Here is a 22,532-nt window from a genome sequence, read left to right on the forward strand (position 1 = left end):
GCGCACTCCCGAGAAGTCGTGACGCGGCGTGATCCGCGCCACCTCGCAACCTAGGACTGCGCAACGTATAACGATATATGTGGCATCTGTCTCGGCTCGACTGTGATCCAACCGTGATCTTGGCTCGCGAGGGGTGCGGCGAGGGCCGCGTGCGCGGCTCGCCGGCGCTCTGAGGAGGACTCTCGGGACCCGTCAGACGACGACGATCTTGTCCCCGTCGGGCTCGTGGTCGGCCATCGCGGCCCTCTGGATGGCCGGGTCGTCGTAGGTGTTCCAGTAGTACGTCGCGGTCCGCCCCGAGTAGAGGCCGGTGTAGATGGTCTTCTCGAACCCGCCGTCGCCCATGGCAGCACTGCCGTCCACCATGGCGACCTGCTGCAGCGTGTGGAACGCCCGGCTGACGTTCTCCTCCTCGCTCCCCTGCTCCGGGTAGTGCGCGTTGACGTAGGCCGCCCGCACGAAACGCGACGGCGAGTAGTAGTCCCCCGGGATCCCCCGCATGTGCGATCCGGAGCCGAAGGGGCCCAGGTGCGCGCGACCGAGCACCGTCTCCTCCGGGAAGTCGGGCGAGGTGTTGAGGTAGTTGCGCAGGTTCTCGTGGTGCCACGAGAAGCCCGGCTGGTTGGCGAGGACGTCGACGTCGTCGTCGAAGACCTGCATGCCCTCGCTCGTGTGCTCCACCACGATGGCGCGCGTCGAGTCGCCGATGATCCAGTGCAGCAGCGAGCTCGGGAACTTGTCGTTGATCGGCTTGTCGACGATCACGACGTCGCGGAGCGCGGACTCGACCTCGTCGACGCTGGAGAACTGCGAGGCCACCCAGAGCGGGAACTCGAAGGCGGCGACGTTCGTCGCCCCCTCGACCGGCTCCGGTGCATAGCTCGCGTAGCCGGGGAAGTTGAGACCCGCCACGGCGAGACCGGCGGCGTTGCCGCAGTCGAAGTAGAGCGGGGTCTCCTCCTCCACGATGCCCATGCCGATGACGGCGTGCTGGATGCGAGGGACCGCACCGAACGGCGACCTGGTGTCGTAGCCGGTGGGCGTCACCACCACCCGTTCGCCGTACCCGACCGTCCAGTCGAGGTTGCGGGCCAGATAGAGATGGTCGCTTCCGTCGGAGAACCTGATGCTCGTGCACATGGCGGGCCCCTGCCTCTGGTCGTCTTCTGCAGCGTACGCCGGGAGCTGGGTGACCGACACCCTGACGAAGGACTCGGGCACGCTCGCGCGCCTCCGGCAGCGCCACGCGCGAGGCTGCTCGTCGGCGCCCTTCACGTGTGGTCTCATTGGGTCCCACATTCCAGCCGTTCCCGGGAGTCATCCGTGCGTCACCTGCTCACTTCACTCGCCCTCCTCGCCGGCCTTCTGGCGCCGGCCGCTGCCGGCTCGGTCGCCAGCGCGGAGCGCGCTCCCTCCCCGTCGACCTCGGCGTCGTCGTCCGGTGCGGCCGCGGACCAGCAGGTCGCGGCACGGCCCAAGAAGAAGAACAAGGGCAAGAAGAACCGGACCAAGGTGCGTGCCACCTGGAGCGCCGGCACCGTCCCGTTCCAGGGACTCGCCGCCGTGACCGGCACGGTCAAGGACAAGGGCAAGCTCAAGCGCAAGGTGGTGCTCCAGATGAAGCACGCCGACGGGTGGAAGAAGGTCGCGAGCACCAAGACCAACCGGAAGGGCGAGTACGCCATCCAGATCCCCACGCACTGGCTGTACTCCATGAAGGCGCGGGTGGTGACCAAGAAGAAGAAGCGCAGCCCCGGCGCCAGGTCGAAGACGCAGCGGGTCAACGTGGCCCCCGACTTCGTCCCCGCCGGCAGCCCCGACAGCTGGTCCTACCTGAACCCCTCGACCCGTCTCCGCTGGAACCCGTGCCAGTCGATCAGCTACCGGGTCAACGTCACCCAGGCCCCGGCGGGCACCGAGGACGCCATCCACAACGCCTTCGCCGCCATGGGCGCCGCCACCGGCATGCGGTTCAAGTTCAAGGGCTACACCGAGGCGATCTACCGCGGGCTCCCCGGGACCGGCCGGTGGGAGCGCGACACCGACATCGTCGTGGCGTGGGCTCGTCCGGAGCAGACCACTCTCGACTTCTCGGCCGCCCACGCCTGGGGGGGCGTGCAGGACGCCGTCTGGGGCCGCGACAAGAAGGGCAAGCTCGGCAAGGTCGTCAAGGGCGGGACCACCTTCGACGCGCTGACCCCCGGTGGCTGGCCCTACATGAAGGCCTTCGACGTCCTCCTGCACGAGCTCGGGCACGTGGTCGGCCTCGGACACGTCGAGGACCCCACGCAGATCATGGCGACCGGCGTCGAGGGTCCCTACATCTACGGGGCCGGTGACCTCAACGGGATGCGGCAGATGGGCAAGCAGAAGGGCTGCGTCAAGAAGCTCCGCGGTCGCGGCGCCGACCTCCCCTCCGCGCAGGAGTCGGGCTTCCTCGTCGCCCTCCCCTGACCCCCTCTAGCATCGGGGCATGCCCTCGATGACACGCAGCCGTCGCCTCCTGGTCGCCCCCGTCCTGCTGCTCCCCCTCCTCGCCGCCTGTGGCGAGGAGGAGGAGCAGCCCGAGGCGGGCGGCGGCACGGAGTGCACCTACGCCTCCGACGGGCGCGAGCCCTCCCGGGACGTGACTCCCCCGCCCGGCACCCCGGACGTGACCGGTGAGGTGCCGGTGACGCTGGAGACCAGCGCCGGCAACGTCGGCGCGACCCTGGACGCGGACGCGGCTCCCTGCACCGTCAACAGCTTCGTCTCCCTGGCCGAGCAGGGGTACTTCGACGACACCGAGTGCCACCGGCTCACCACCTCCCCGCCGGGACAGGCCTCGAGCCTGTCCGTGCTGCAGTGCGGAGACCCCACCGCGTCGGGCACCGGCGGGCCGGGCTACACCATCCCCGACGAGCTGGGCCGGGCCGAGTCCGACGGCTACCCCGCCGGGACGCTCGCGATGGCCAACACCGGAGCACCCAACACCGGCGGCTCGCAGTTCTTCATCGTCTACGAGGACTCCCAGCTGCCCCCGCAGTACACGGTCTTCGGCGAGATCGACGACAAGGGCCTCGAGGTGGTCCGTGAGATCGCGGCCAAGGGCACCGAGACCGGCGGCCCCGACGGCCCGCCGGCCGACCCGGTGACCATCACCTCGGTCGTCGTGGACTGAGCGTCGGTCGTGGACTGAGCGTCGGTCGCGGGCCGTGGCCCGCGACCGGCCCGGTCACGAGCCGGCTTCGCGGAACTCGACCGGCGTCCCCAGCGCCACCGTCCGGCTGACGCTGCACAGCCTGTCCCGGGTGAGCCGCAGGGCGGTCTCCATCTCGGCACGGGCGCTGCGCCCGGCCTCGTCGTCGGGGAAGGTCACGTCGAAGGTCACCCGGAGGTCACGCAACCGGTTGCCGCCCTCGTCGCGGACCTTCTCCCCCTCGCACGTCACCTCGAACGAGGTCGCCGGGGAGCGCCGCCGGGTGATCAGGTCGACGTCGATGGCGCTGCACCCCGCCAGGGCCGCGAGCAGGAGCTCGACCGGGGTGAAGTCGGGGTCGAGGCCCCCGGCGCCCATGAACGTCTCTCCCCCGCGTCCGTTGTCGGCCCGGAACCTCTGCTCGCCGATCCGGGTCAGGGTGATGGCACGGTGCGCGCTCTCGGCGGCGGGCGTGGTCGTCGTGAGGTCGGTCATCGCACGAGCATAGATCCGGGCCCGCACCGGCGACCGGGGTGCCGGGTCTACGCTCGACCGGGTGATCCCCCTCCACCAGAGCCTGCGCCGCGTCGAGGCCGAACGGCGCCACCACCTGCTCGACGTCACCTCCTACGACGTCACCCTCGACCTCGCGAGCGACGAGGAGACGTTCGGCTCGCGCACGCTCATCCGGTTCGAGAGCGCGGGCGGGCCGACGTTCCTCGACCTCAAGCCCCAGCGTCTGCTCGCCATCCGCCTCAACGGCAGTCCCCTGGACCCCGACCGGCTCGACCGTGGCCGCTTCCCCCTCGAGACCGCCCCGGGGGCGAACGAGCTGGTGGTGGAGGCCGTGATGGCCTTCCGCAACGACGGGGAGGGCCTCCACCACAGCGTGGACCCGGCCGACGGGCGCCGCTACGTCTACGGGATGTCCTTCATGGACGCCGCGCCCAGCATCTTCGCGTGCTTCGACCAGCCCGACCTGAAGGCGCCGTTCACCTTCCACGTGACCGCACCGCCGGAGTGGAAGGTGTTCGGCAACGGCGCCGCCGAGCAGGTGGAGCCGGGCCGCTGGGAGCTGACCACCACTCCCCCGCTCTCCACGTACTTCGTCACCCTGGTCGCCGGCCCCTACCACCTGCTGGAGGACGAGCACGACGGCATCCCGCTGGGTCTGAGCGCCCGGCAGAGCCTGGCCGCCGACCTGGAGCGGGACGCCGAGGAGCTGTTCACGCTCACCCGCTCGTGCTTCGACGAGTTCCACCGGCTCTTCGGGATCCGCTACCCGTTCGGCGCCTACCACCAGGCCTTCGTCCCGGAGTTCAACGCCGGGGCCATGGAGAACCCGGGCTGCGTCACCTTCCGCGACCCGATGATCTTCTCCAGCCGGGTCACGCGGGGCGTGCGCGTCCAGCGCGCCACAACGGTGGCCCACGAGATGGCCCACCAGTGGTTCGGCAACATCACCACGCCGAAGTGGTGGGACGACCTCTGGCTCAACGAGTCCTTCGCCGAGTACATGGGCAACCGCGTCACTGCCGACGTCACCGAGTACGACGACGCCTGGACGCACGTCGCCTACGCGCGCCGGCAGTGGGGCCTGGTCGCCGACCAGCGCCCCAGCACCCACCCGGTCGCCGGCAACGGAGCCGACGACGCGACCGCCGCGCTGCAGGACTTCGACGGGATCTCCTACGCCAAGGGCTCCAGCGTCCTGAAGCAGCTCAACGCGACGCTGGGCGACGAGGTCTTCTTCCGCGGCGTCATCGACCACTTCGAGACCCACCGCTTCGGCAACGCCACGATGCACGACCTCTTCGCCTCGTGGGAGCGCGCCGGCGCCGCCGACCTGAGCGGCTTCACCGACTCCTGGCTGCGCACGGCCGGGCCCGACACCCTCGAGGTCGACGCGGGCTGGACGCTGCGCCGCACACCTCCGGCAGAGCACCCCGCGGACCGGACCCACACCTTCCGCCTCGCTGTCATCGACTCCTCCGGCTGGGGGGCCCACCAGGTCCGCGTCGAGGGAGCCGAGACGCCGCTCGACCGGGCGCTCGCTCCGCAGCCGGGCAGCGCCGGCGCCGTGGTGCTGGACCCCTTCGAGGAGACCTGGGCGGTCACCCTGCTCGACGCCGAGAGCGTGCAGTCGCTCAAGACCCACCTCCCACGGCTCGACGACCAGCGGCTGCGCGCCGGGGTCTGGAACAGCGTCCGGAGCACCTTCCACCAGGGCCTGCTCTCCCCCACCGACGTGGTCGACCTCGTCGAGGCTGCCATGGTCGTCGAGGACAACGACGACGCGCTGCAGTACACGATGCCGTGGGCGATCAGCCGCGGCGCAGGCCTCAGTGACGACCCGGCGGCCGCCGGAGCCCGGATCCACCGCGCGATGCTGGCGCGCACCGCCGGCGCGGAGCCCGGGAGCACCCTCCAGCTGGCCGGCTTCCAGCCCGCTGTGGCGACGGCCCCGGACGAGGCCCAGCTCCGCGCCTGGCTGTCGGGGGACCTGCCCGAGGGGCTCGCCCTCGACACCGATCTCAGGTGGGCCCTGCTGGTCCGGCTGGCGACCCTCGGCGCGAGCGACGTCGAGGAGCTCGACGCGGCGCTGGAGAAAGAGCCCACCGCCCGCGCCCGGGTCGAGCACGCCCGGGCCCGGGCCTCCCTGCCCACCGAGGAGGCGAAGGCCTGGGCATGGGCCCGCTTCACCGGCGAGGTCGACGCGTCCAACTACGAGCTCGAGGCCGCGGGGCTGGGGATGTGGCGGGTCGGGCAGGAGCAGCTGACCGACGGGTACGCCGACCGCTTCCTGACCGCGCTGCCCTCGTTGCCCCAGGTGCACGCCGGCTGGGTGCTCGGCACGGCGGTCCGCTCGTTCTTCCCGCTCACCCACCTGTCCCAGGAGTGGGCCGAGCGGGCCGACGAGCTCACCCACGACGGGACGCTCGACCCGTCCGTGCGCCGCAACTTGGTGGACCTCGTCGACGAGCTCTCCCGGCGGATCGCGGTGCGCCGCACCTTCGGCAAGCACTGAGCGGCGAGCCCGTGCCTGCCGCCCCCGGCCCCCTCCCCCGCCGTCCCGGCCCCAGTGTCCGGACCCGGGTCACCGAGCACACCTCCGGCGAGGACCGTCCCGACCAGCGTCCCGGGGAGCGCACCCGCGAGGACAGGGTGGTCACCGAGGAGCCCCTGGAGCTGCGGCTGGCCTGGCCCTCCCGGCCGGCCGAGCGGGCCTGGGTGACGATGCGCACGCCGGGCCACGACTTCGAGCTCGCGGCCGGCTGGGCCACGCACGAGGGGATCCTGCTGCCCGGCACGCTGGAGCGGGTGGCCTACTGCACCGACCGGTCCCTGAGCCCCGAGCAGGAGTTCAACGTGGTGACCCTCACCCTCGGCTCGGCCCCGCCCGTGCTGCCCGGCCACACCCACCTGCACCCCGCCCAGGCCACCTCGGCCTGCGGGGTCTGCGGCAAGGAGAGCGTCGAGGAGGCGCTCAGGGCTCCCCAGGGCCGTCGGTGGGAGGGGGAGCTGCCCTCCCCGGCCGTCCTGCGCCGGCTGCCCGACCTGCTCAGGGAGCGCCAGCCGCTCTTCGACCGCACCGGCGGCGCGCACGCCGCCGGGCTCTTCACCGCGGAGGGCGACTGCCTGGTGGTGCGTGAGGACGTCGGTCGCCACAACGCCGTCGACAAGGTCACCGGCGCGCGGGTCCTGGCCGGCGAGGAGCCCGCGGCCGCGGTGCTGGTCGTGAGCGGGAGGGCGGGCTTCGAGCTCGTGCAGAAGGCGGTCGCGGTCGGCACCGGCGCCCTGGTCTCGGTCGGTGCCCCGACCTCTCTGTCGGTCGACCTGGCGCGCCACGCCGGCCTGCGCCTCTACGGCTTCACCCGGCCCCGGCGGGCCGTGCAGTACGCCTGAGGGCTCCCCGTGCGGCGTGGGTGCGCGAAGCTGTCGGTGGGTCGCTCTAGGTTCGTCCCGTGCGCATCCTCCACACCTCCGACTGGCACCTCGGGCGCTCCTTCCACCGCGAGGGGATGCTCGAGCACCAGGGCGTCTTCCTCGACCACCTGGTCGAGGTGGTGGAGTGCCACGAGGTCGACCTGGTGGTGGTGGCCGGAGACGTCTACGACCGGGCGCTGCCGCACGTCGACGCGGTCCGCCTCGCCGACGACGCGTTCGCCCGTCTGGCCGCCTCCCGGGCCAAGGTGGTGGTCACCAGCGGCAACCACGACTCCGCCCTGCGGCTGGGGTTCGGGTCCCGGCTGATCGACGCCGCCGGGGTCCACATCCGCACCGACGCCGGGATCGTCGGCACCCCCGTCGAGCTGCGCGACGAGCACGGTCCCGTCCTGGTCTACGGCATCCCCTACCTGGACCCCGACGCCCTGCGCGGGCCGTGGGGTCTCGAGCGACGCAGTCACGAGGCGGCCATGGCCGAGGCCATGCGCCGGGTCCGCGCCGACCTGGCCACCCGCGAGTCCGGCAGCCGGTCGGTGGTCCTGGCACACGCCTTCGTCGCCGGGTGCGCCCCGTCCGACTCCGAGCGGGACATCAGCGTCGGTGGGGTCTCGATGGTCTCCAGCGACCTCTTCGACTCCATCACCTACACCGCGCTGGGCCACCTCCACGGCGCCCAGCGGCTCAGCGACTCCGTGCGCTACAGCGGCTCCCCCCTGGCCTACTCCTTCTCCGAGGCCGACCACGTCAAGGGTTGCTGGCTGATCGACCTCGACGCCGACGGGATCGCCGACTCCCAGTTCGTCCCCGCGCCTGCGCCCCGGCCCCTGGTCCGGCTGGAGGGTGAGCTGGCGCGGCTCCTCACCGACCCGGACCTCGCCCGTCACGAGGGCTCCTGGGTCCAGGCCACCCTGACCGACCGGGTGCGCCCCCTGCGCGCCATGGACCAGCTGCGCGCCCGCTTCCCGCACACCCTGGTGCTCGCCTTCGCGCCCACCGGCGCCGACGACGAGGCCCGGCCCCGGGTCAGCACCGCGGGTCTCGCCGACCACGAGATCGCGCTCGCGTTCGTCGCGGAGCTGCGCGGGGAGCCGGCCACCGAGGAGGAGGCACGCCTGCTGCGCGACGCCTGCGAGGCCTCGCGCGACGACGTGGCCGACACCCTCGTGCCCGCGGGGGTCGAGGCCTGATGCGCCTGCACCACCTCTCCGTCGTCGCGTTCGGCCCCTTCGTGGATCCGGCCGAGGTCGACTTCGACGCGCTCAGCGCCTCGGGGCTCTTCCTGCTCACCGGTGCCACCGGCGCCGGCAAGACCAGCGTGCTCGACGCGGTCTGCTTCGCGCTCTACGGCGACGTGCCGGGCGAGCGCAGCATCGCCAAGCGGCTGCGCGCCGACCAGGCCCCCGCCCACGTCGCCCCCCAGGTGAGCCTCGACGTGACGCTCGCCGGACGCCGCTTCCGGATCGTCCGCTCCCCGGCCTGGCAGCGGCCGAAGAAGCGCGGGACCGGCACCACCACGCAACAGGCCTCGGTGACCATGACCGAGCTGGTCGGCGGCACCGAGGTCCTGCTCTCCAGCCGCCTCGACGAGGTCGGCGACCTCGTCGTGGGCCTGATCGGCATGACCATGCCGCAGTTCTGCCAGGTCGCGATGCTTCCCCAAGGGGGCTTCCAGGCGTTCCTGCGCGCCCGCGCCGACCAGCGTCAGGCGGTGCTCCAGCAGCTCTTCCACACCGCCCGCTTCTCGCGCGTCGAGGGGTGGCTCAAGGACCGCAGGCTCCAGCTGCACCGGGCGTCGCGCCGCCGCCACGACGAGGTCGTGGCCCGGGTCAACCGTCTCTCCGAGGCCGCCGGCGAGCCCCCGCCGGTCGAGTGGGACCTCGACGCCCTGGACTCCCCCGCCGCCGACGGGTCCCTGGCCGGCTGGGCGGGACGGCTGCGCGCCGACGCACGCCACCGGCTCGAGCAGGGCGTCACGACCCTGCCCGCCGCGGTCCAGGCCGAGGAGTCCGCCCGCCGGGAGCTGGAGGAGGCCACCCGGACCAGCCGTCTCCTGGTCCGCCGCGACGAGGCCCGGGAGGCTCACCGGCGGTTGCTGGCCTCCCAGCCGGCGCACGAGGAGCGCAGTCGCGAGCTGGAGGTCGCGGTGCGGGCCGCGGCGGTCGTGCCCCTGGCCACGGTCACCGAGAACGCCACCTGGGAGGCCAGCGGCGCCCGGGTGCGCCTCCAGGCGCTCCGCGACGAGCTGGGCGGCGTGCTGGTCGAGCCCCGGACCGTGACCTGCCTGGGCCTCCCCGAGGCGCTCGACCCCGACGCCCCGCTCCCCGTGCTCCGTGGGGCCGTGCGGGCGCGGCTGGAGTCCCTCGCACCTCTGAGGCAGCACGACGAGCGCTGCGGGTTGCTGGCCGACGCGGTCACCGAGGTCGACCAGGAGCTCGCGGCCGCCTCCGAGACCCGCGACGAGCGGGCCGAGCAGGTCGCCGCAGTGCCACCCCGCCTCGAGCGGCTGCGGCTGGCGCTGGCCTCCAGCACCGCCCTGGCGGAGTCCACGCAGGCACGACGGCGCGAGCTCGAGACGCTCCGTGCCCGGCTGGCCGCCCACCGCAGGGTCGAGGTGCTCCAGCGGCACCTGGAGTCGGCCGAGGAGCTGCGGCGCGGCAGCGTGGCCCGCGTCCAGGAGCTGACCGAGGTCTGGCTCGACCTGCGCGAGGCACGCCTGCAGGGCATGGCCGCCGAGATCGCCGGGGCTCTCGCCGTCGGCGGCTCCTGCCCGGTGTGCGGATCCTGCAGCCACCCCAGCCCTGCGGCCGCCGCGCCGGGAGCGCCCGACGCCGAGGCGGAGCGTCTCGCGCTCCGGGAGGTCGACGACGCCAAGGCCACCCAGCTCGTCCACGACGAGCAGGTCCAGCAGCTGCGCACCCAGCTCGAGGTGGTGCGCGCGGTTGCCGGCGAAGCGGACGAGGAGCGGCTCTCGGCCGAGCTGGAGGTCAGTGAGGCTGCGCTCCGCGAGGCGGAGGAGGCGGGCGACCGCGCCGCCGAGCTGCGCGCCGGCCTGGCCGACCTCGAGTCCCGTCTGGAGCGCGCCCGTGCCGAGCTGGAGTCCGCCACCGTCGAGGTCACTCGGCTCACCGAACGGCGCGACGGCCTTCGCCGCGAGCTGACCGATGTCACCGGTGCCCGCGCGGAGCTTCTCGCCGGGACGGGCCTGCCTGACATCGCCGGTCTGATCGGCCACGTCCAGGTCCTCGACGCCCTGGTCTCCCGGGCCGTGGAGGCCCAGGCCACCGCCGAGGAGGCCGGGCGGCGGGCCACCGAGCAGGAGCAGGCCCTGGCCCGCTGCCTGGCCGAGCACGGCTTCGACCGGGTCGACCGCGCCCGCTCCGGACACCGTGACCCGGCGACGGTGGAGCGGCTGCGCGCCCGGGTGGACGCCTACCGCGACGAGACGAGCCGCTGCCTGGCCGTCCTCGAGGAGCCCGAGGTGCTGGCCCTCGCCGACACGGACGCGCCCGACCTCGAGGTGCTGACGCGACGGCACCACGAGCTGCGCGAGGAGCTGCACCGCCTGCGCGCACGGCACGACGCGGACCAGACCCGCGCCGAGCGGATCAGCGTCCTGGTCGACGACCTGGAGGAGCTGCTGGCCGCCTGGCGGCCGCTGCGGGAGGAGCACCGGACGGTGGCCGACCTCGCCGCCTTCGTGGAGGGCAAGTCGGTCGACAACAGGCGCCAGATGCGACTCGCGGCCTACGTGCTGGCCTACCGCCTCTCCCAGGTGGTCGCGGCCGCCAACGCCCGCCTGACCACCATGAGCGACCGGCGCTACACCCTCGAGCACACCGAGGGGCGGGGCAACCGGGAGACCCGCGGCGGGCTGGGTCTGCTGGTGCGCGACGACTGGTCCGGCGAGGCCCGCGACCCGGCCACCCTGTCCGGCGGCGAGACGTTCGTGGTGTCCCTGGCCCTCGCGCTGGGCCTGGCCGACGTGATCACCGAGGAGGCAGGCGGGGCCGACCTCGACACGCTCTTCGTCGACGAGGGGTTCGGCTCGCTCGACGCCGACACCCTCGACGACGTGCTCGACACCCTCGACGCGCTTCGCGACCGGGGCCGGGTGATCGGCGTGGTGAGCCACGTCAGCGAGATGCGCGAGCGGATCCCGGCGCAGCTGCGCGTCCACAAGGGACGTGCCGGCTCGACGCTCTCCACGGCCGGGCTGTAGCCCGGCGGGCGTCGGCGCTCAGCTCCCGAGCGTCGTCGTCCAGTCCGAGACGTCCAGCTCCCACTCCTGGGCCAGTCGGGCGACCTGAGGCCGGTAGAGCACCTTCAACGACTCCACCAGCCCCTCCGGCGGGCTCCAGGACGCGTTGCTGCTGGACCGCGAGGGCCGGTCGACGTCCCGCAGCGGGATCGGGCCGAGCCCCAGGCGCGCCCAGACCGCCCCGACGGCCTGCTCCGGTGCGCGCCGGGCCTGCTCGTAGACCATCACGACCATCCGCTCGCGGCCCACCGCGTGCGCCCACATCGCCAGCTGGTCGGCGTAGAAGCCGCTGAAGGTCTGGACCGTGATCGGCACCGGGTAGGGCCACGGCGACTTGGCGCGGGTGGCGGCCAGCCGCATCGCCGACAGGAACCGCTCCACGGGGTCGCGGAGGATCACCAGGACCGGGGCTTCGGGTCCCAGCACCCGGGCGGCGGTGAACGGGGCCGAGGAGTGGCGCAGGTACTGCGGGGTCCACTCGCCCCGGGCCAGCGCGTCGGCGGGGAAGAGGTCGGCGTAGGCCGAGAGCGGCTCGACGCCGTCGCCGACCTTGTGCAGCAGGTGCTGCTCCTTCTTGCCGTTCACACCCAGCCCGACCCCGGGGTGCTGGCACAGGAGGTCGGTGAACCAGGTCGTCCCTGAGCGTTGGGCCCCGATGCCGAGCCAGGCCGGTGCGGTCATGGGCGAGACCCTACCGGGGGCACTAGGGTCCCCCCATGGACCCTGCGGAGATCGATCCGACGTTCGTGAGCCTGCCCCTGGAACGGCTCGGCCAGGTGGCCCTGGGGCGGGCGGCGGACCGGGGGGCGAGCCATGCCGACTTCCGTCTCGAGCGCACCCGCTACCAACACCTGGCCGTCAGAGACGCCGCGCTCCAGGGCGCCAGCGACGTGGAGGACCTCGGCTTCGCGGTCCGCGTCGTCCACCGGGGCGCCTGGGGGTTCGCCAGCGGCGTGGGGCTGACGGCCCAGGAGGTCCTCCGGGTCACCGACCAGGCGCTGGCCGTGGCCGAGCTCGCCTCCACCATGACCACCGTCCCGGTCGAGCTGGCACCCGAGCCGGTGCACGCGGACGCCACCTGGATCTCCTCCTACGAGATCGACCCCTTCACGGTGCCGACCCGCGACAAGGTCGACGTGCTGCGCGCCTGGACCGCGCGCCTCACCGCCCACCCGGTGGTCGACCACGCGGCTGCCGGCCTCCAGCAGGTGCTGGAGCTGAAGTACTACGCCGACCTGAGTGGCACCCGCACCACCCAGCAGCGGGTCAGGGTGATGCCCACCTTCGAGGCGATGGGCTCCGACGACCGCTCCGGCACCTTCGACTCGATGACCACCCTCGCCCCGCCGGTCGGTCGCGGCTGGGAGTACCTCACCGCCGGGGGCTGGGACTGGGACGCCGAGCTGGCCGAGGTGCCCGACCTGCTGGCCGAGAAGCTGCGGGCCCCGAGTGTGGAGCCGGGCTCCTACGACCTGGTCATCGACCCCTCCAACCTGTGGCTCACCATCCACGAGTCGATCGGGCACGCCACCGAGCTCGACCGGGCCCTGGGCTACGAGGCGAGCTATGCCGGCACCTCGTTCGCGACCTACGACCGGCTCGGTTCCCTGGTCTACGGCTCCCCGGTGATGCAGGTGACCGGCGACCGGACGGTGGAGCACGGCCTCGCCACCACCGGGTTCGACGACGAGGGCGTCCAGACCCAGTCCTGGGACCTCGTGCGCGACGGCATCCTGGTCGGCTACCAGCTCGACCGGGCGATGGCCCGGGCCAAGCCCGAGCTCAACGGCGGCCGGTCCAACGGGTGCGCCTACGCCGACTCCCCCGGGCACGTCCCCATCCAGCGGATGGCCAACGTCTCGCTGCAGCCGGCGCCGGACGGTCCCTCGACCGACGAGCTCATCGCCGGCGTGGAGCGCGGCCTCTACGTCGTGGGCGACCGGAGCTGGTCGATCGACATGCAGCGCTTCAACTTCCAGTTCACCGGCCAGCGCTTCTTCAGGATCGAGGGCGGACGGCTGGCCGGCCAGGTGCGCGACGTCGCCTACCAGGCCACCACCACCGACTTCTGGGGCTCGATGGAGGCGGTGGGCGGTCCCGGCACCTGGCGGCTCGGCGGCGCCTTCAACTGCGGCAAGGCCCAACCCGGGCAGGTGGCCGCGGTGAGCCACGGCTGCCCCAGCGCGCTCTTCCGGGGCGTCCGGATCCTGAACACCGCCGAGGAGGCCGGCGCATGACCCAGTCCTTGACCCCCCAGCAGCTCGTCGAGTCGGCACTCGCCGCGTCGACGGCCGACGACTGCACCGTCCTCGTCCAGGACACCACCAGCGCCAACCTGAGGTGGGCCAACAACACCCTGACCACCAACGGGGTGATGCACCGGGTGCAGGTCACCGTGATCTCCTTCGTGCGCTCCGGGGCGGGGACGGCCACCGGCTCGGCGTCCTCCACAGCGACCTCCACCGAGCAGGTCGCCGCCCTGGTGACCGCGGCCGATGCGGCCGCCCGCGCTTCCGGTCCCGCGGAGGACGCCGGCGAGCTGGCCGGCGGAAGGGTGTCCCCCGACTGGGACGACCACGCCCCGGGCACCGACGTGGGTGTCTTCGGCGCCTTCGCGCCGGCGCTCGGCGAGGCCTTCGGACGAGCCTCCTCCGACGGGCGCGTCCTCTACGGCTTCGTCGACCACCAGGTGACGACGACCTACCTGGGCTCCTCCACCGGGCTCCGGCTGCGCCACGTGCAGCCGACCGGCCACTACGGGTGCACCGGCAAGACCGCCGACCTGACCCGCAGCGCGTGGGTGGGCGGGGCGACCCGCGACTTCCGCGAGGTCGACGCCCTGGGCCTCGACGCCGACCTGGCCACCCGCCTGGAGTGGGCGCGGCGGCGGGTCGACCTGCCCGCCGGGCGCTACGACACCATCCTGCCGCCGACGGCGGTCGCCGACCTGCTCATCGACGCCTACTGGAGCGCCGGTGCCCGGGTGGCTCACGAGGGCCAGTCCGTCTTCAGCCGCCGCGAGGGCGGCACCCGGATCGGCGAGCGCGTCGTGGCGCCCGGCGTCCGGCTCCTCTCCGACCCCGGCTACCCGGGGCTGGGGTGCGCGCCCTTCGTGGTGGCTCCCGCCTCGAGCAACACCTCCTCGGTCTTCGACAACGGGCTGCCCCTGGCCCGGACGTCGTGGGTGGAGGACGGGCGCCTGGCGGCCCTGGTCCAGACCCGGCAATCGGCGGCGCTGACCGGCCAGCCGACGACCCCCGGCATCGACAACCTCGTCCTCGAGGTCGACGGGGGGACCGGCGACGTGAGCGACCTGGTGGCCGGGACCGAGCGGGGCCTGCTGCTGACCTGCCTGTGGTACATCCGCGAGGTGGATCCGCAGCGGCTGCTGCTGACCGGGCTGACCCGCGACGGGGTCTACCTGGTCGAAGGCGGAGAGATCACCGCCGCGGTCAACAACTTCCGGTTCAACGAGAGCCCGATCGACCTGCTCTCCCGCTTCACCGCGGCGAGCGCCACCGTCCCGGCGTTCAGCAGGGAGTGGGGGGAGGACTACTTCAGCCGCACCGCGATGCCGGCGCTGCGGGTCCCGGACTTCAACATGTCCAGCGTCTCCCAGGCCCTCTGACCCACCCCACGGGGCCCGCCGGCCGCTGGTGGCCCCGCCGCCGGGTGCGCCCGGCAGCGGCCACTACTCCAGGGCGTAGGGACTGCGCGTGTAGACGAAGGTGGCCGCCTCGAGGTGGGAGACCTCACCGTCCTCGCGGCGTACGACGTGGAGGGTCTCGCCGCGGTGGTAGCCCTCGACGCCGACCAGGCGACCCTCGCGCAGCTCGAAGCGGTCGAGACCGCCCGGCGGAGTCAGGGAGCGCAGCTCCAGTCGCCCGTTGCGCCATGACGCCTCCGTGGCGGTGTTGCCCCAGAACCACAGGCCGGGGATCCCGGCCAGCGGCTCCGGCACCGCCTCCGTCGGGTGCCACGGCTCGATCACCTCGTCGACGAAGTCCCCGTCGATGAGGTCGAGGACCGTCTGGGCCTGGTCGATCCCGGTGGTGGCGTTGGCGAGCACCGTGGCGCCGATGCCCGAGCCGGGGTCGACGAAGAGCGCGGCGAGGTAGCCCGGCATCGACCCGGTGTGCCCGACCAGGATCCCGCCCGTGGAGGTGAGCAGGCGGACGCCGAGGCCGTAGTCCTCGCTCACCGGGCGGAGCATCTCCTCCAGGGAACCGGGGTCCAGCATGTCGGGCCTGGCGCCGGAGAGGAACTGTCCCCACAGCACCAGGTCGGCGACCGTCGACCAGAGCTGGCCGGCCGGGGCCATGGCGCCGGTGTTGCTGAGCGGCTCGAGGCGGCGCACCCCGGTGAAGTGGTCGACGCTCCACCCGGGCTGGGCGTTGGGCCGCGGCAGGTAGGAGGTCTGGGTCATTCCCAGCGGGATCAGCAGGCGCTCCACGACCAGCTGGCGCCAGGAGGTGCCGGTGACCCGGACCAGGACCTCGCCGAGCAGCGCGTAGCCGAGGTTGGAGTAGTGGAAGCCCTCGCCGGGCGCGGCGACCCGGCCGGAGCCGTCGTTGGCTGCGGCCAGGGCCGCGAAGTCGCCGCCGCGGGTACGCTCCCACCAGGGGCCGCAGGGCTCGCTCTGGAGGCCCGCGGTGTGGCTGAGCAGCTGGCGCAGCGTGGCCTCGGCGTAGCCGATGTCGCCCAGGTGGCGCCCCACCGGGTCGTCGAGGTCGAGCAGCCCGGCATCGCGCGCCTGCATCACCAGCGCGGCGGTCATCGTCTTGGTGATCGAGCCGATGCGGTACTGCCCGTCCAGCCCGGCTCCCTGCCCCGAGGCACCGGCCCAGACGACTCCGTAGCGGTCGAAGACGGCACCGAGGATCGACGAGAGCCGGCCACGCGACTGCGCGAGGTCCAGGCAGCTCTGACGACGCTCGATCATTCGGCGAAGGCCTCCGGCGGCGGACAGGAGCAGACCAGGTTGCGGTCGCCGTACGCCTGGTCGATGCGCGCCACCGGCGGCCAGTACTTGTCGGGGTCCGGGCCGGTGGGGAAGGCGCCGAGCTCGCGGGGGTAGGGACGGTCCCACTCCCCCACCACCGCGGCCGCCGTGTGCGGGGCTCGGCGCAGCGGGGACTCCTCGGGGCGCCACTCGCCGGCACCGACCCGGTCGATCTCGGCGCGGATCGCGATCATCGCCTCCACGAACCGGTCGATCTCCGCGAGGTCCTCGGACTCCGTCGGCTCCACCATCAGGGTGCCCGCCACGGGGAACGACATGGTGGGCGCGTGGAAGCCGTAGTCGACCAGGCGCTTGGCCACGTCGTCGACCGTCACCCCGGTCTCGCGGGTGAGCGGCCGCAGGTCGAGGATGCACTCGTGGGCCACCAGCCCCGAGTGACCCCGGTAGAGCACCGGGAAGTGCTCCTCCAGGCGGGCGGCGACGTAGTTGGCCGCGAGCACCGCGTGCGCGGTCGCCCGGGTCAGTCCCTCGGCCCCCATCATCCGCACGTAGGCCCAGGAGATCGGCAAGATGCCGGCCGACCCGTGGGGAGCCGCGCTGATCGGCCCGATGCCCTCGCGGCGCGACACCTCCGGGTGCTCCGGGTGCGAGGGCAGGAAGGGCGCCAGGTGGGCGCGTACCGCCACCGGCCCGACCCCGGGGCCGCCCCCGCCGTGCGGGATGCAGAAGGTCTTGTGCAGGTTGAGGTGGGAGACGTCGCCGCCGAACTCGCCGGGCCGGGCGTAGCCCAGCAGCGCGTTCAGGTTGGCCCCGTCGACGTAGACCTGCCCGCCGTGCTCGTGCACGACGTCGCACAGCTCGGTGATCGAGTCCTCGTAGGCGCCGTGGGTCGAGGGATAGGTGACCATGATGGCGGCCAGGGTCTCCGCGTGCTCGGCACACTTGAGGCGCAGGTCTTCGAGGTCGACCGAGCCGTCCTCCCCCGCCTTGACGACCACGACCCGCATCCCGGCCATCACCGCCGAGGCGGCGTTGGTGCCGTGGGCCGACGACGGGATCAGGCACACGTCGCGCACCGGTGCGGACCCCTGGTGCCGCGCCTGGTGGTAGCCGCGGATCGCGAGCAGGCCGGCCAGCTCGCCCTGGGAGCCGGCGTTGGGCTGGACCGACACCTCGTCGTAGCCGGTGACCTCGGCCAGCCACGACTCGAGGTCGGCGACGAGGCGCTGGTAGCCGGCGGCGTCCTCGGCGGGGGCGAAGGGGTGCAGGTCGGCGAAGCCGGGCAGGCTGATGGGCTCCATCTCGGTCGTGGCGTTGAGCTTCATGGTGCACGAGCCCAGCGGGATCATCCCGCGGTCCAGCGCGTAGTCGCGCGCGGAGAGCCGGCGCAGGTAGCGCAGCATCTGGGTCTCGCTGTGGTGGGTGGAGAAGACCTCGTGGGTGAGGAACGGCGTACGACGGCGCAGGGCCGGCGGCAGCGCGTCGTCGCGCGCCGGGGCCCCGGCGTCCGCGGTCTCGACCCCGAAGGACTGCCTCACCGCGGCCAGGGTCTGGTCCGTGGTGGTCTCCGAGAGGGAGAGCCCGACCCGGTCGGGGTCGACCAGGCGCAGGTGCAGGCCGAGCTCGCGGGCGCGGGCGACCACCTGCCCGGCGGCGCCCGGCACCCGCACGGAGAGGGTGTCGAAGAACTCCGGGTGCTCCACCTCGAGCCCGGCCGCGGTCAAGGACTCCGCCAGCCGGACCGCCTGGGCGTGCACGCGCCGAGCGATGTCCCGCAGGCCGTCGGGCCCGTGGTAGACGGCGTACATGCCGGCCACCACGGCCAGCAGCACCTGGGCGGTGCAGATGTTGGAGGTGGCCTTGTCGCGCCGGATGTGCTGCTCGCGGGTCTGCAGGGCCAGCCGGTAGGCGCGGTGGCCCTCGGCGTCGACCGAGACCCCGACCAGGCGGCCGGGCAGGTGACGCTCGAGACCGGCGCGCACAGCCATGTAGCCGGCGTGGGGCCCGCCGTAGAAGAGCGGGACGCCGAAACGCTGGGAGGAGCCCACCACGACGTCGGCGCCCAGCTCGCCGGGCGCCTCCAGCAGGGTGAGGGCCAGCAGGTCGGCCGCCACGACTGCCAGCGCGCCCCGCTCGTGGGCCTGGACCAGCAGGGGCCGGGGGTCGAGCACCCGGCCCGAGGCGCCGGGGTACTGCACCAGCAGGCCGCTGAGCTCGCCCTGCGGCAGACCGTCGGAGAGGTCCGCGACGACCACCTCGATGCCCATGGCGCGGGCCCGGGTGCGCACCACCTCGCGCGTCTGCGGCAACGCGTCCGCGTCGACCACGAAGGGGCCGGCGGCCTTGCGCTGGGCGCGGCGCACCAGGGTCATCGCCTCGGCCACCGCCGTGCCCTCGTCGAGGAGGGAGGCGTTGGCGGTGGGCAGGCCGGTGAGGTCCGCGATCACGGTCTGGAAGTTGAGCAGCGCCTCCAGCCGGCCCTGGGAGATCTCCGGCTGGTAGGGGGTGTAGGCGGTGTACCAGGACGGGTCCTCCAGCACGTTGCGCCGGATCACCGCCGGCGTCACGGTGCCGTGGTAGCCCAGCCCGATCAGGCTCTCGGCGACCCGGTTCGCGGCGGCGAGGCTCCGCAGCTCGGCCGCGGCGGCCGCCTCCGAGACAGGCTCCGGCAGCCGCAACGGCTCGGCGGAGCGGATCGCCGGCGGCACGGCGGCGTCCATCAGGCTGGTCAGCGAGTCGTGGTCCAGCACCTTCAGCATGGTCGCGACGTCGTCGTCGCGTGGGCCGATGTGACGCTCCACGAAGGGGGCGACTCCGGACGACTGGGGCGGGGTGGGCTGGTCGGGCATGTCACGCTCCGGGCTCGGACGAGGACTGGTCGTCCTCCCCCTCTGTCACGCCCCGTCCCGGCGACGCTTCAGAGCTGCCTGACCACGCGGTCCTTGGTGCCTGAGAGGTTCCGGGGAGGAATTGCCCCTTCGGCGCTGGTGCGGCTGCCACCAGGACTCTCCCGCGCGGGATCGTCAGCGACAGCGAACCTACCATCAGAGCGCGGGGAGGCTGCTCGCTCAGCCCGTACGACGGGCGGCCCGGCGAGCGGCAAGCTCGTCCCCGGGCAGCGGAGCGGTGTCGGAGGCCGCGCGCTCGCTGGGGAGCTCGGAGAGGGTGCCCTCGATCTCGCGCCAGACACCGCCGATGGCGATGCCGAAGACGCCCTGGCCACCCTGCAGGAGGTCGATGACCTCGTCGTTGCTGGTGCACTCGTAGACCGAGGCCCCGTCGCTCATCAGCGTGACCCGGGTGAGGTCGTCGGTGCCCCGGGCGCGCAGGTGCTGGACCGCGGTGCGGATCTGCTGGAGCGAGATGCCGGCGTCGAGCAGCCGCTTGACGACCTTGAGGAGCAGGATGTCGCGGAAGGAGTAGAGCCGCTGGGACCCCGAGCCCGTCGCCCCGCGGACGGTGGGCTCCACCAGTCCGGTGCGCGCCCAGTAGTCGAGCTGGCGGTAGGTGATCCCGGCCGCGTTGCACGCCGTGGGACCGCGGTAGCCGGCGTCGCTGGGCAGCGGGGAGACGTCGTCGGTGAAGAGGAGACCCTGCTCCTCGGCGACCTCCGCGGCACGCTCCGCCTCGAGGCCGTCCACCTTGTCCTGCTTGTTCTCGTCAACGCCCACTGGGGACCCTCCGTCGTCTACTCCGCTCAGCGTAACTCCCTTGGGGGAAGGACGCCGTGGTCTTGCCCCGAGGGCACCACAACGTTGGAGTTACAACGAAGACAGTTCAAGGTAAGCCCCCACCCGCGGGTGGTCAACGCGCCACGCGGTGTGTCGCAACCCTCAACCTCAAGATGAGGGTGAGGGATCAGCCGCCCTCGGGCGCCTCGAAGTCCTCGGGCGTGACCTGGTCGAGGAACTCCCGGAAGCGCTCGACCTCGTCCTCCTGCTCGGCCGGCACCGCGAGGCCAGCCTCGTCCAGCACACCCTCGTCGACGACGATCCGGGCCCCGGTGCGCAGCGCCAGGGCGATCGAGTCGGACGGCCGGGCGCTCACCTCCGCACCGGAGTCGAAGACCAGCAGCGCGTAGAAGACGTTGTCGCGCACCTCGGTGATCCGCACCTCCGCCAGGGGCGCGCCGGTCGCCTCCAGGACGTCCTTCATCAGGTCGTGGGTGAGGGGACGGGGTGGGACGACCCCCTGCTGGGCGAAGGCGATCGCGGTGGCCTCCACGGCCCCGATCCAGATCGGCAGGTACCTGTCCCCCGCCACTTCGCGCAGCAGCACGATGGGCTGGTTGGAAGGCATCTCGACCCGGACTCCGATGACGTCTACCTCGCGCACACCGCCACCCTACTCCGCACCGGTGGGAGGGTCAGGATCCCTGCAGCCCGTTCTTCACCAGGGTCGCGTGCAGCCGCACCGAGAGGGCCGCGATCTCGCTGACGGCCTCCTCGGCCCGGGCCCGGGCGGCCGCGTCGCGGCCGCGCTTGAGCGGAGCCACGACCTGCTCGACGAGCCCCACCTCGCGGTCGGCGGAGGTCTTGAAGGCGCGCAGGTGGCGGGGCTCGAAGCCGAAGTCGGCGAGCTCCCGGGCGGTGCGGGCGATGACCAGGGCGTCCGTGTCGTAGTGACCGGTCCCCGGGCGAGGGGTGATCAGCCCGAACTGCTCGAGCTGGCCGAGGAGCTCCTCGCTGACCTCGGCGATCTTGAGCAGCTCGCGACGCGAGAGCCGGACGTCGGAGCGGCGGGAGAAGGACTCGGGCGACGGGAGCCCGTCGCTGGCCAGCGCCACCTGGGGAACGGTGGGGACCACCGCCTCGATGGGCGGCGGCTCCAGGCCGCGGTCGATGGCGTCGAGGTGCTCCCCGATCACCTTCAGCGGCAGGTAGTGGTCACGCTGCATGCGCAGGACGTAGCGGAGACGCTCGACGTCCTCGTGGGAGAACTTCCGGTAGCCCGCCGGGGTCCGCTCGGGCTTGATGAGGCCCTTGTCCTCGAGGAACCGGATCTTGGGGATGGTGATCCCCGGGAAGTCGGGGCGGAGGACGTCGAGCACCTGCCCGATGTTCATCCGCCCCCGGGAGGGGCGTGAGGAGGGAGCGGAGGACGCTGGGGAGACCACGCTGACGCGCCTCAGCCGGTCACGTGACCGGCGAAGAAGACAAGGCGGTACTTGCCGATCTGCACCTCGTCGCCGTCCGTCAGCTCCACCGAGTCGATCCGGTCCCGGTTGACGTAGGTGCCGTTGAGGCTGCCGACGTCGCTGACCCGGAACGTGTCCCCGTCACGACGGAACTCCGCGTGCCGGCGGGAGACCGTGACGTCGTCGAGGAAGATCTCGGACTCGGGGTGACGCCCCGCGGCCACCATGTCGGTGTCCAGGAGGAAGCGACTGCCCGCTCCGGGGCCGCGCTGGACCACGAGCAACGCCGAGCCGGTCGGCAGGGCGTCGACGGCGGCGGCGTCGACCGGGCTCAGCGCCCGGTCGGAGCTCTCTGCCCGCTCGTGGGGGATCGAGATGGTCGTGGTGGCGTCCGGCGCACCGGCGTCGCCGGAGGCCTCTGCCGCTCCCCCCGCGATCGGCGACCCGCACTGCGCGCAGAACCGTGCGTCGTCGGGATTTGGCTTTCCGCAGGCCGTGCAGAACGGCATGTGTCCTCCGCTTCCGTGTCCGGGGCCGCACCTGAGGGCCTCACCCTCAAGGCCCGGCTGAGGGTGAAGGTTCCTACGAAACTATCAGTTTGTGCAACTGAGCGGGGCTCAACTCGGGTCGAGAGCGTCCTGGTAGGCGGCCGAGTCCATCAGCGCGTCGAGCTGCGCGGGGTCGGCCGGCGCGACCTCGAAGAGCCAGCCGGCGGCGTAGGGGTCGTTGTTGACCAGCTCGGGCGTCGCGTCCAGGGAGTCGTTGCGCGCCACGACCTCCCCGCTGACGGGGGCGTAGATGTCGCTCACCGACTTCGTCGACTCCAGCTCGCCGCAGGTGTCCCCCGCGCTCACCACCTCGCCCACCTCGGGCAGCGAGACGTAGACGATGTCACCCAGCGCGTCCTGGGCGAAGTGGGTGATCCCCACCCGCACCGTGCCCGAGCCCTCCGTGCTGCGCACCCACTCGTGCTCCGAGCTGTACTTCAGGTCCTCGGGGTACATCGCGCTCTCCTCTGGCTCGAGGGTCCCGACGGACCCGGGGCGGT

At 72.9% G+C, this 22,532-nt stretch carries 18 protein-coding genes and 1 riboswitch; of the genes, 8 read left to right on the plus strand and 10 right to left on the minus strand.

Going from position 1 to position 22,532, the window contains the following annotated elements; genetic code table 11:
- Nucleotides 1-192: 192 nt before the first annotated feature.
- Entirely contained in the window at nt 193-1,140 is a 948-nt protein-coding gene (bsh, locus tag AC4BGE_RS13920; protein ID WP_490572199.1) for a choloylglycine hydrolase, read from the minus strand.
- 183 nt (nt 1,141-1,323) lie between these two features.
- Between bsh and AC4BGE_RS13925 the strand changes: the two genes are divergently transcribed.
- Together AC4BGE_RS13925 and AC4BGE_RS13930 are read left to right on the plus strand one after the other, a co-directional pair.
- Nucleotides 1,324-2,454, plus strand: a complete 1,131-nt coding sequence (locus tag AC4BGE_RS13925; protein ID WP_490575666.1) for a matrixin family metalloprotease — start codon at nt 1,324-1,326, stop codon at nt 2,452-2,454.
- A gap of 19 nt (nt 2,455-2,473) precedes the next feature.
- Nucleotides 2,474-3,160, plus strand: coding sequence for a peptidylprolyl isomerase (locus tag AC4BGE_RS13930; protein WP_490572197.1), 687 nt, complete (start codon nt 2,474-2,476; stop codon nt 3,158-3,160).
- Between the two features lie 54 nt (nt 3,161-3,214).
- Here AC4BGE_RS13930 and AC4BGE_RS13935 read toward each other — a convergent pair whose 3' ends face one another.
- Nucleotides 3,215-3,673, minus strand: a complete 459-nt coding sequence (locus AC4BGE_RS13935) for an OsmC family protein (protein WP_490572196.1) — start codon at nt 3,671-3,673, stop codon at nt 3,215-3,217.
- Nucleotides 3,674-3,734: 61 nt separating this feature from the next.
- Between AC4BGE_RS13935 and pepN the strand changes: the two genes are divergently transcribed.
- From pepN to AC4BGE_RS13955, 4 genes are read left to right on the plus strand one after another with little or no spacing between them, the layout of a single operon-like run.
- On the plus strand, nt 3,735-6,206 hold the full coding sequence (gene pepN, locus AC4BGE_RS13940; protein ID WP_490575667.1) for an aminopeptidase N: 2,472 nt from the start codon (nt 3,735-3,737) through the stop codon (nt 6,204-6,206).
- Between the two features lie 11 nt (nt 6,207-6,217).
- Entirely contained in the window at nt 6,218-7,084 is an 867-nt protein-coding gene (locus AC4BGE_RS13945) for a formate dehydrogenase accessory sulfurtransferase FdhD (RefSeq protein WP_490575668.1), read from the plus strand.
- Between the two features lie 59 nt (nt 7,085-7,143).
- Entirely contained in the window at nt 7,144-8,313 is a 1,170-nt protein-coding gene (locus tag AC4BGE_RS13950; protein ID WP_490575669.1) for an exonuclease SbcCD subunit D, read from the plus strand.
- Nucleotides 8,313-11,345, plus strand: coding sequence for an AAA family ATPase (locus tag AC4BGE_RS13955; RefSeq protein ID WP_490575670.1), 3,033 nt, complete (start codon nt 8,313-8,315; stop codon nt 11,343-11,345). Before AC4BGE_RS13950 ends, AC4BGE_RS13955 begins: the two co-directional genes overlap by 1 nt.
- 18 nt (nt 11,346-11,363) lie before the next feature.
- Here AC4BGE_RS13955 and AC4BGE_RS13960 read toward each other — a convergent pair whose 3' ends face one another.
- Nucleotides 11,364-12,065, minus strand: coding sequence for a sulfotransferase family protein (locus AC4BGE_RS13960; protein ID WP_490572191.1), 702 nt, complete (start codon nt 12,063-12,065; stop codon nt 11,364-11,366).
- A 35-nt stretch (nt 12,066-12,100) separates the two neighbouring features.
- Here AC4BGE_RS13960 and AC4BGE_RS13965 point away from each other — a divergent pair, with 35 nt between their 5' ends.
- The gene (locus AC4BGE_RS13965; protein WP_490575671.1) at nt 12,101-13,621 is read left to right on the plus strand and encodes a TldD/PmbA family protein; all 1,521 of its coding nucleotides are present in this window, start codon (nt 12,101-12,103) and stop codon (nt 13,619-13,621) included.
- Nucleotides 13,618-15,012, plus strand: a complete 1,395-nt coding sequence (locus AC4BGE_RS13970) for a metallopeptidase TldD-related protein (protein ID WP_490572189.1) — start codon at nt 13,618-13,620, stop codon at nt 15,010-15,012. The genes AC4BGE_RS13965 and AC4BGE_RS13970 overlap by 4 nt, the downstream gene beginning before the upstream one ends.
- 63 nt (nt 15,013-15,075) lie before the next feature.
- Here the strand turns inward: AC4BGE_RS13970 and AC4BGE_RS13975 are convergent, their stop codons facing one another.
- The 7 genes from AC4BGE_RS13975 to gcvH form a co-directional block, all read right to left on the minus strand.
- A complete protein-coding gene (locus tag AC4BGE_RS13975) occupies nt 15,076-16,326 on the minus strand; it encodes a serine hydrolase domain-containing protein (RefSeq protein ID WP_490575672.1) in 1,251 nt (416 codons plus the stop codon).
- Nucleotides 16,323-19,196, minus strand: a complete 2,874-nt coding sequence (gcvP, locus tag AC4BGE_RS13980; RefSeq protein WP_490575673.1) for an aminomethyl-transferring glycine dehydrogenase — start codon at nt 19,194-19,196, stop codon at nt 16,323-16,325. Before gcvP ends, AC4BGE_RS13975 begins: the two co-directional genes overlap by 4 nt.
- Nucleotides 19,197-19,273: 77 nt before the next feature.
- Nucleotides 19,274-19,370: riboswitch (glycine riboswitch) on the minus strand.
- A 45-nt stretch (nt 19,371-19,415) separates the two neighbouring features.
- On the minus strand, nt 19,416-19,988 hold the full coding sequence (locus AC4BGE_RS13985; RefSeq protein WP_490572289.1) for a MerR family transcriptional regulator: 573 nt from the start codon (nt 19,986-19,988) through the stop codon (nt 19,416-19,418).
- 217 nt (nt 19,989-20,205) lie between these two features.
- Complete coding sequence (locus AC4BGE_RS13990; RefSeq protein ID WP_490575674.1) at nt 20,206-20,646, minus strand: bifunctional nuclease family protein; 441 nt, start codon at nt 20,644-20,646, stop codon at nt 20,206-20,208.
- Nucleotides 20,647-20,713: 67 nt separating this feature from the next.
- Entirely contained in the window at nt 20,714-21,412 is a 699-nt protein-coding gene (gene ftsR / locus AC4BGE_RS13995) for a transcriptional regulator FtsR (RefSeq protein WP_490572185.1), read from the minus strand.
- 62 nt (nt 21,413-21,474) lie between these two features.
- Complete coding sequence (locus AC4BGE_RS14000; RefSeq protein ID WP_490572184.1) at nt 21,475-21,993, minus strand: zinc-ribbon and FHA domain-containing protein; 519 nt, start codon at nt 21,991-21,993, stop codon at nt 21,475-21,477.
- Between the two features lie 108 nt (nt 21,994-22,101).
- Nucleotides 22,102-22,488 carry a glycine cleavage system protein GcvH gene (gcvH, locus tag AC4BGE_RS14005; protein ID WP_490572183.1) on the minus strand — a complete coding sequence of 129 codons (387 nt, stop codon included), beginning with the start codon at nt 22,486-22,488 and terminating at the stop codon, nt 22,102-22,104.
- Nucleotides 22,489-22,532 lie beyond the last annotated feature (44 nt).

Source organism: Nocardioides sp. Z50_6, from assembly GCF_058215755.1.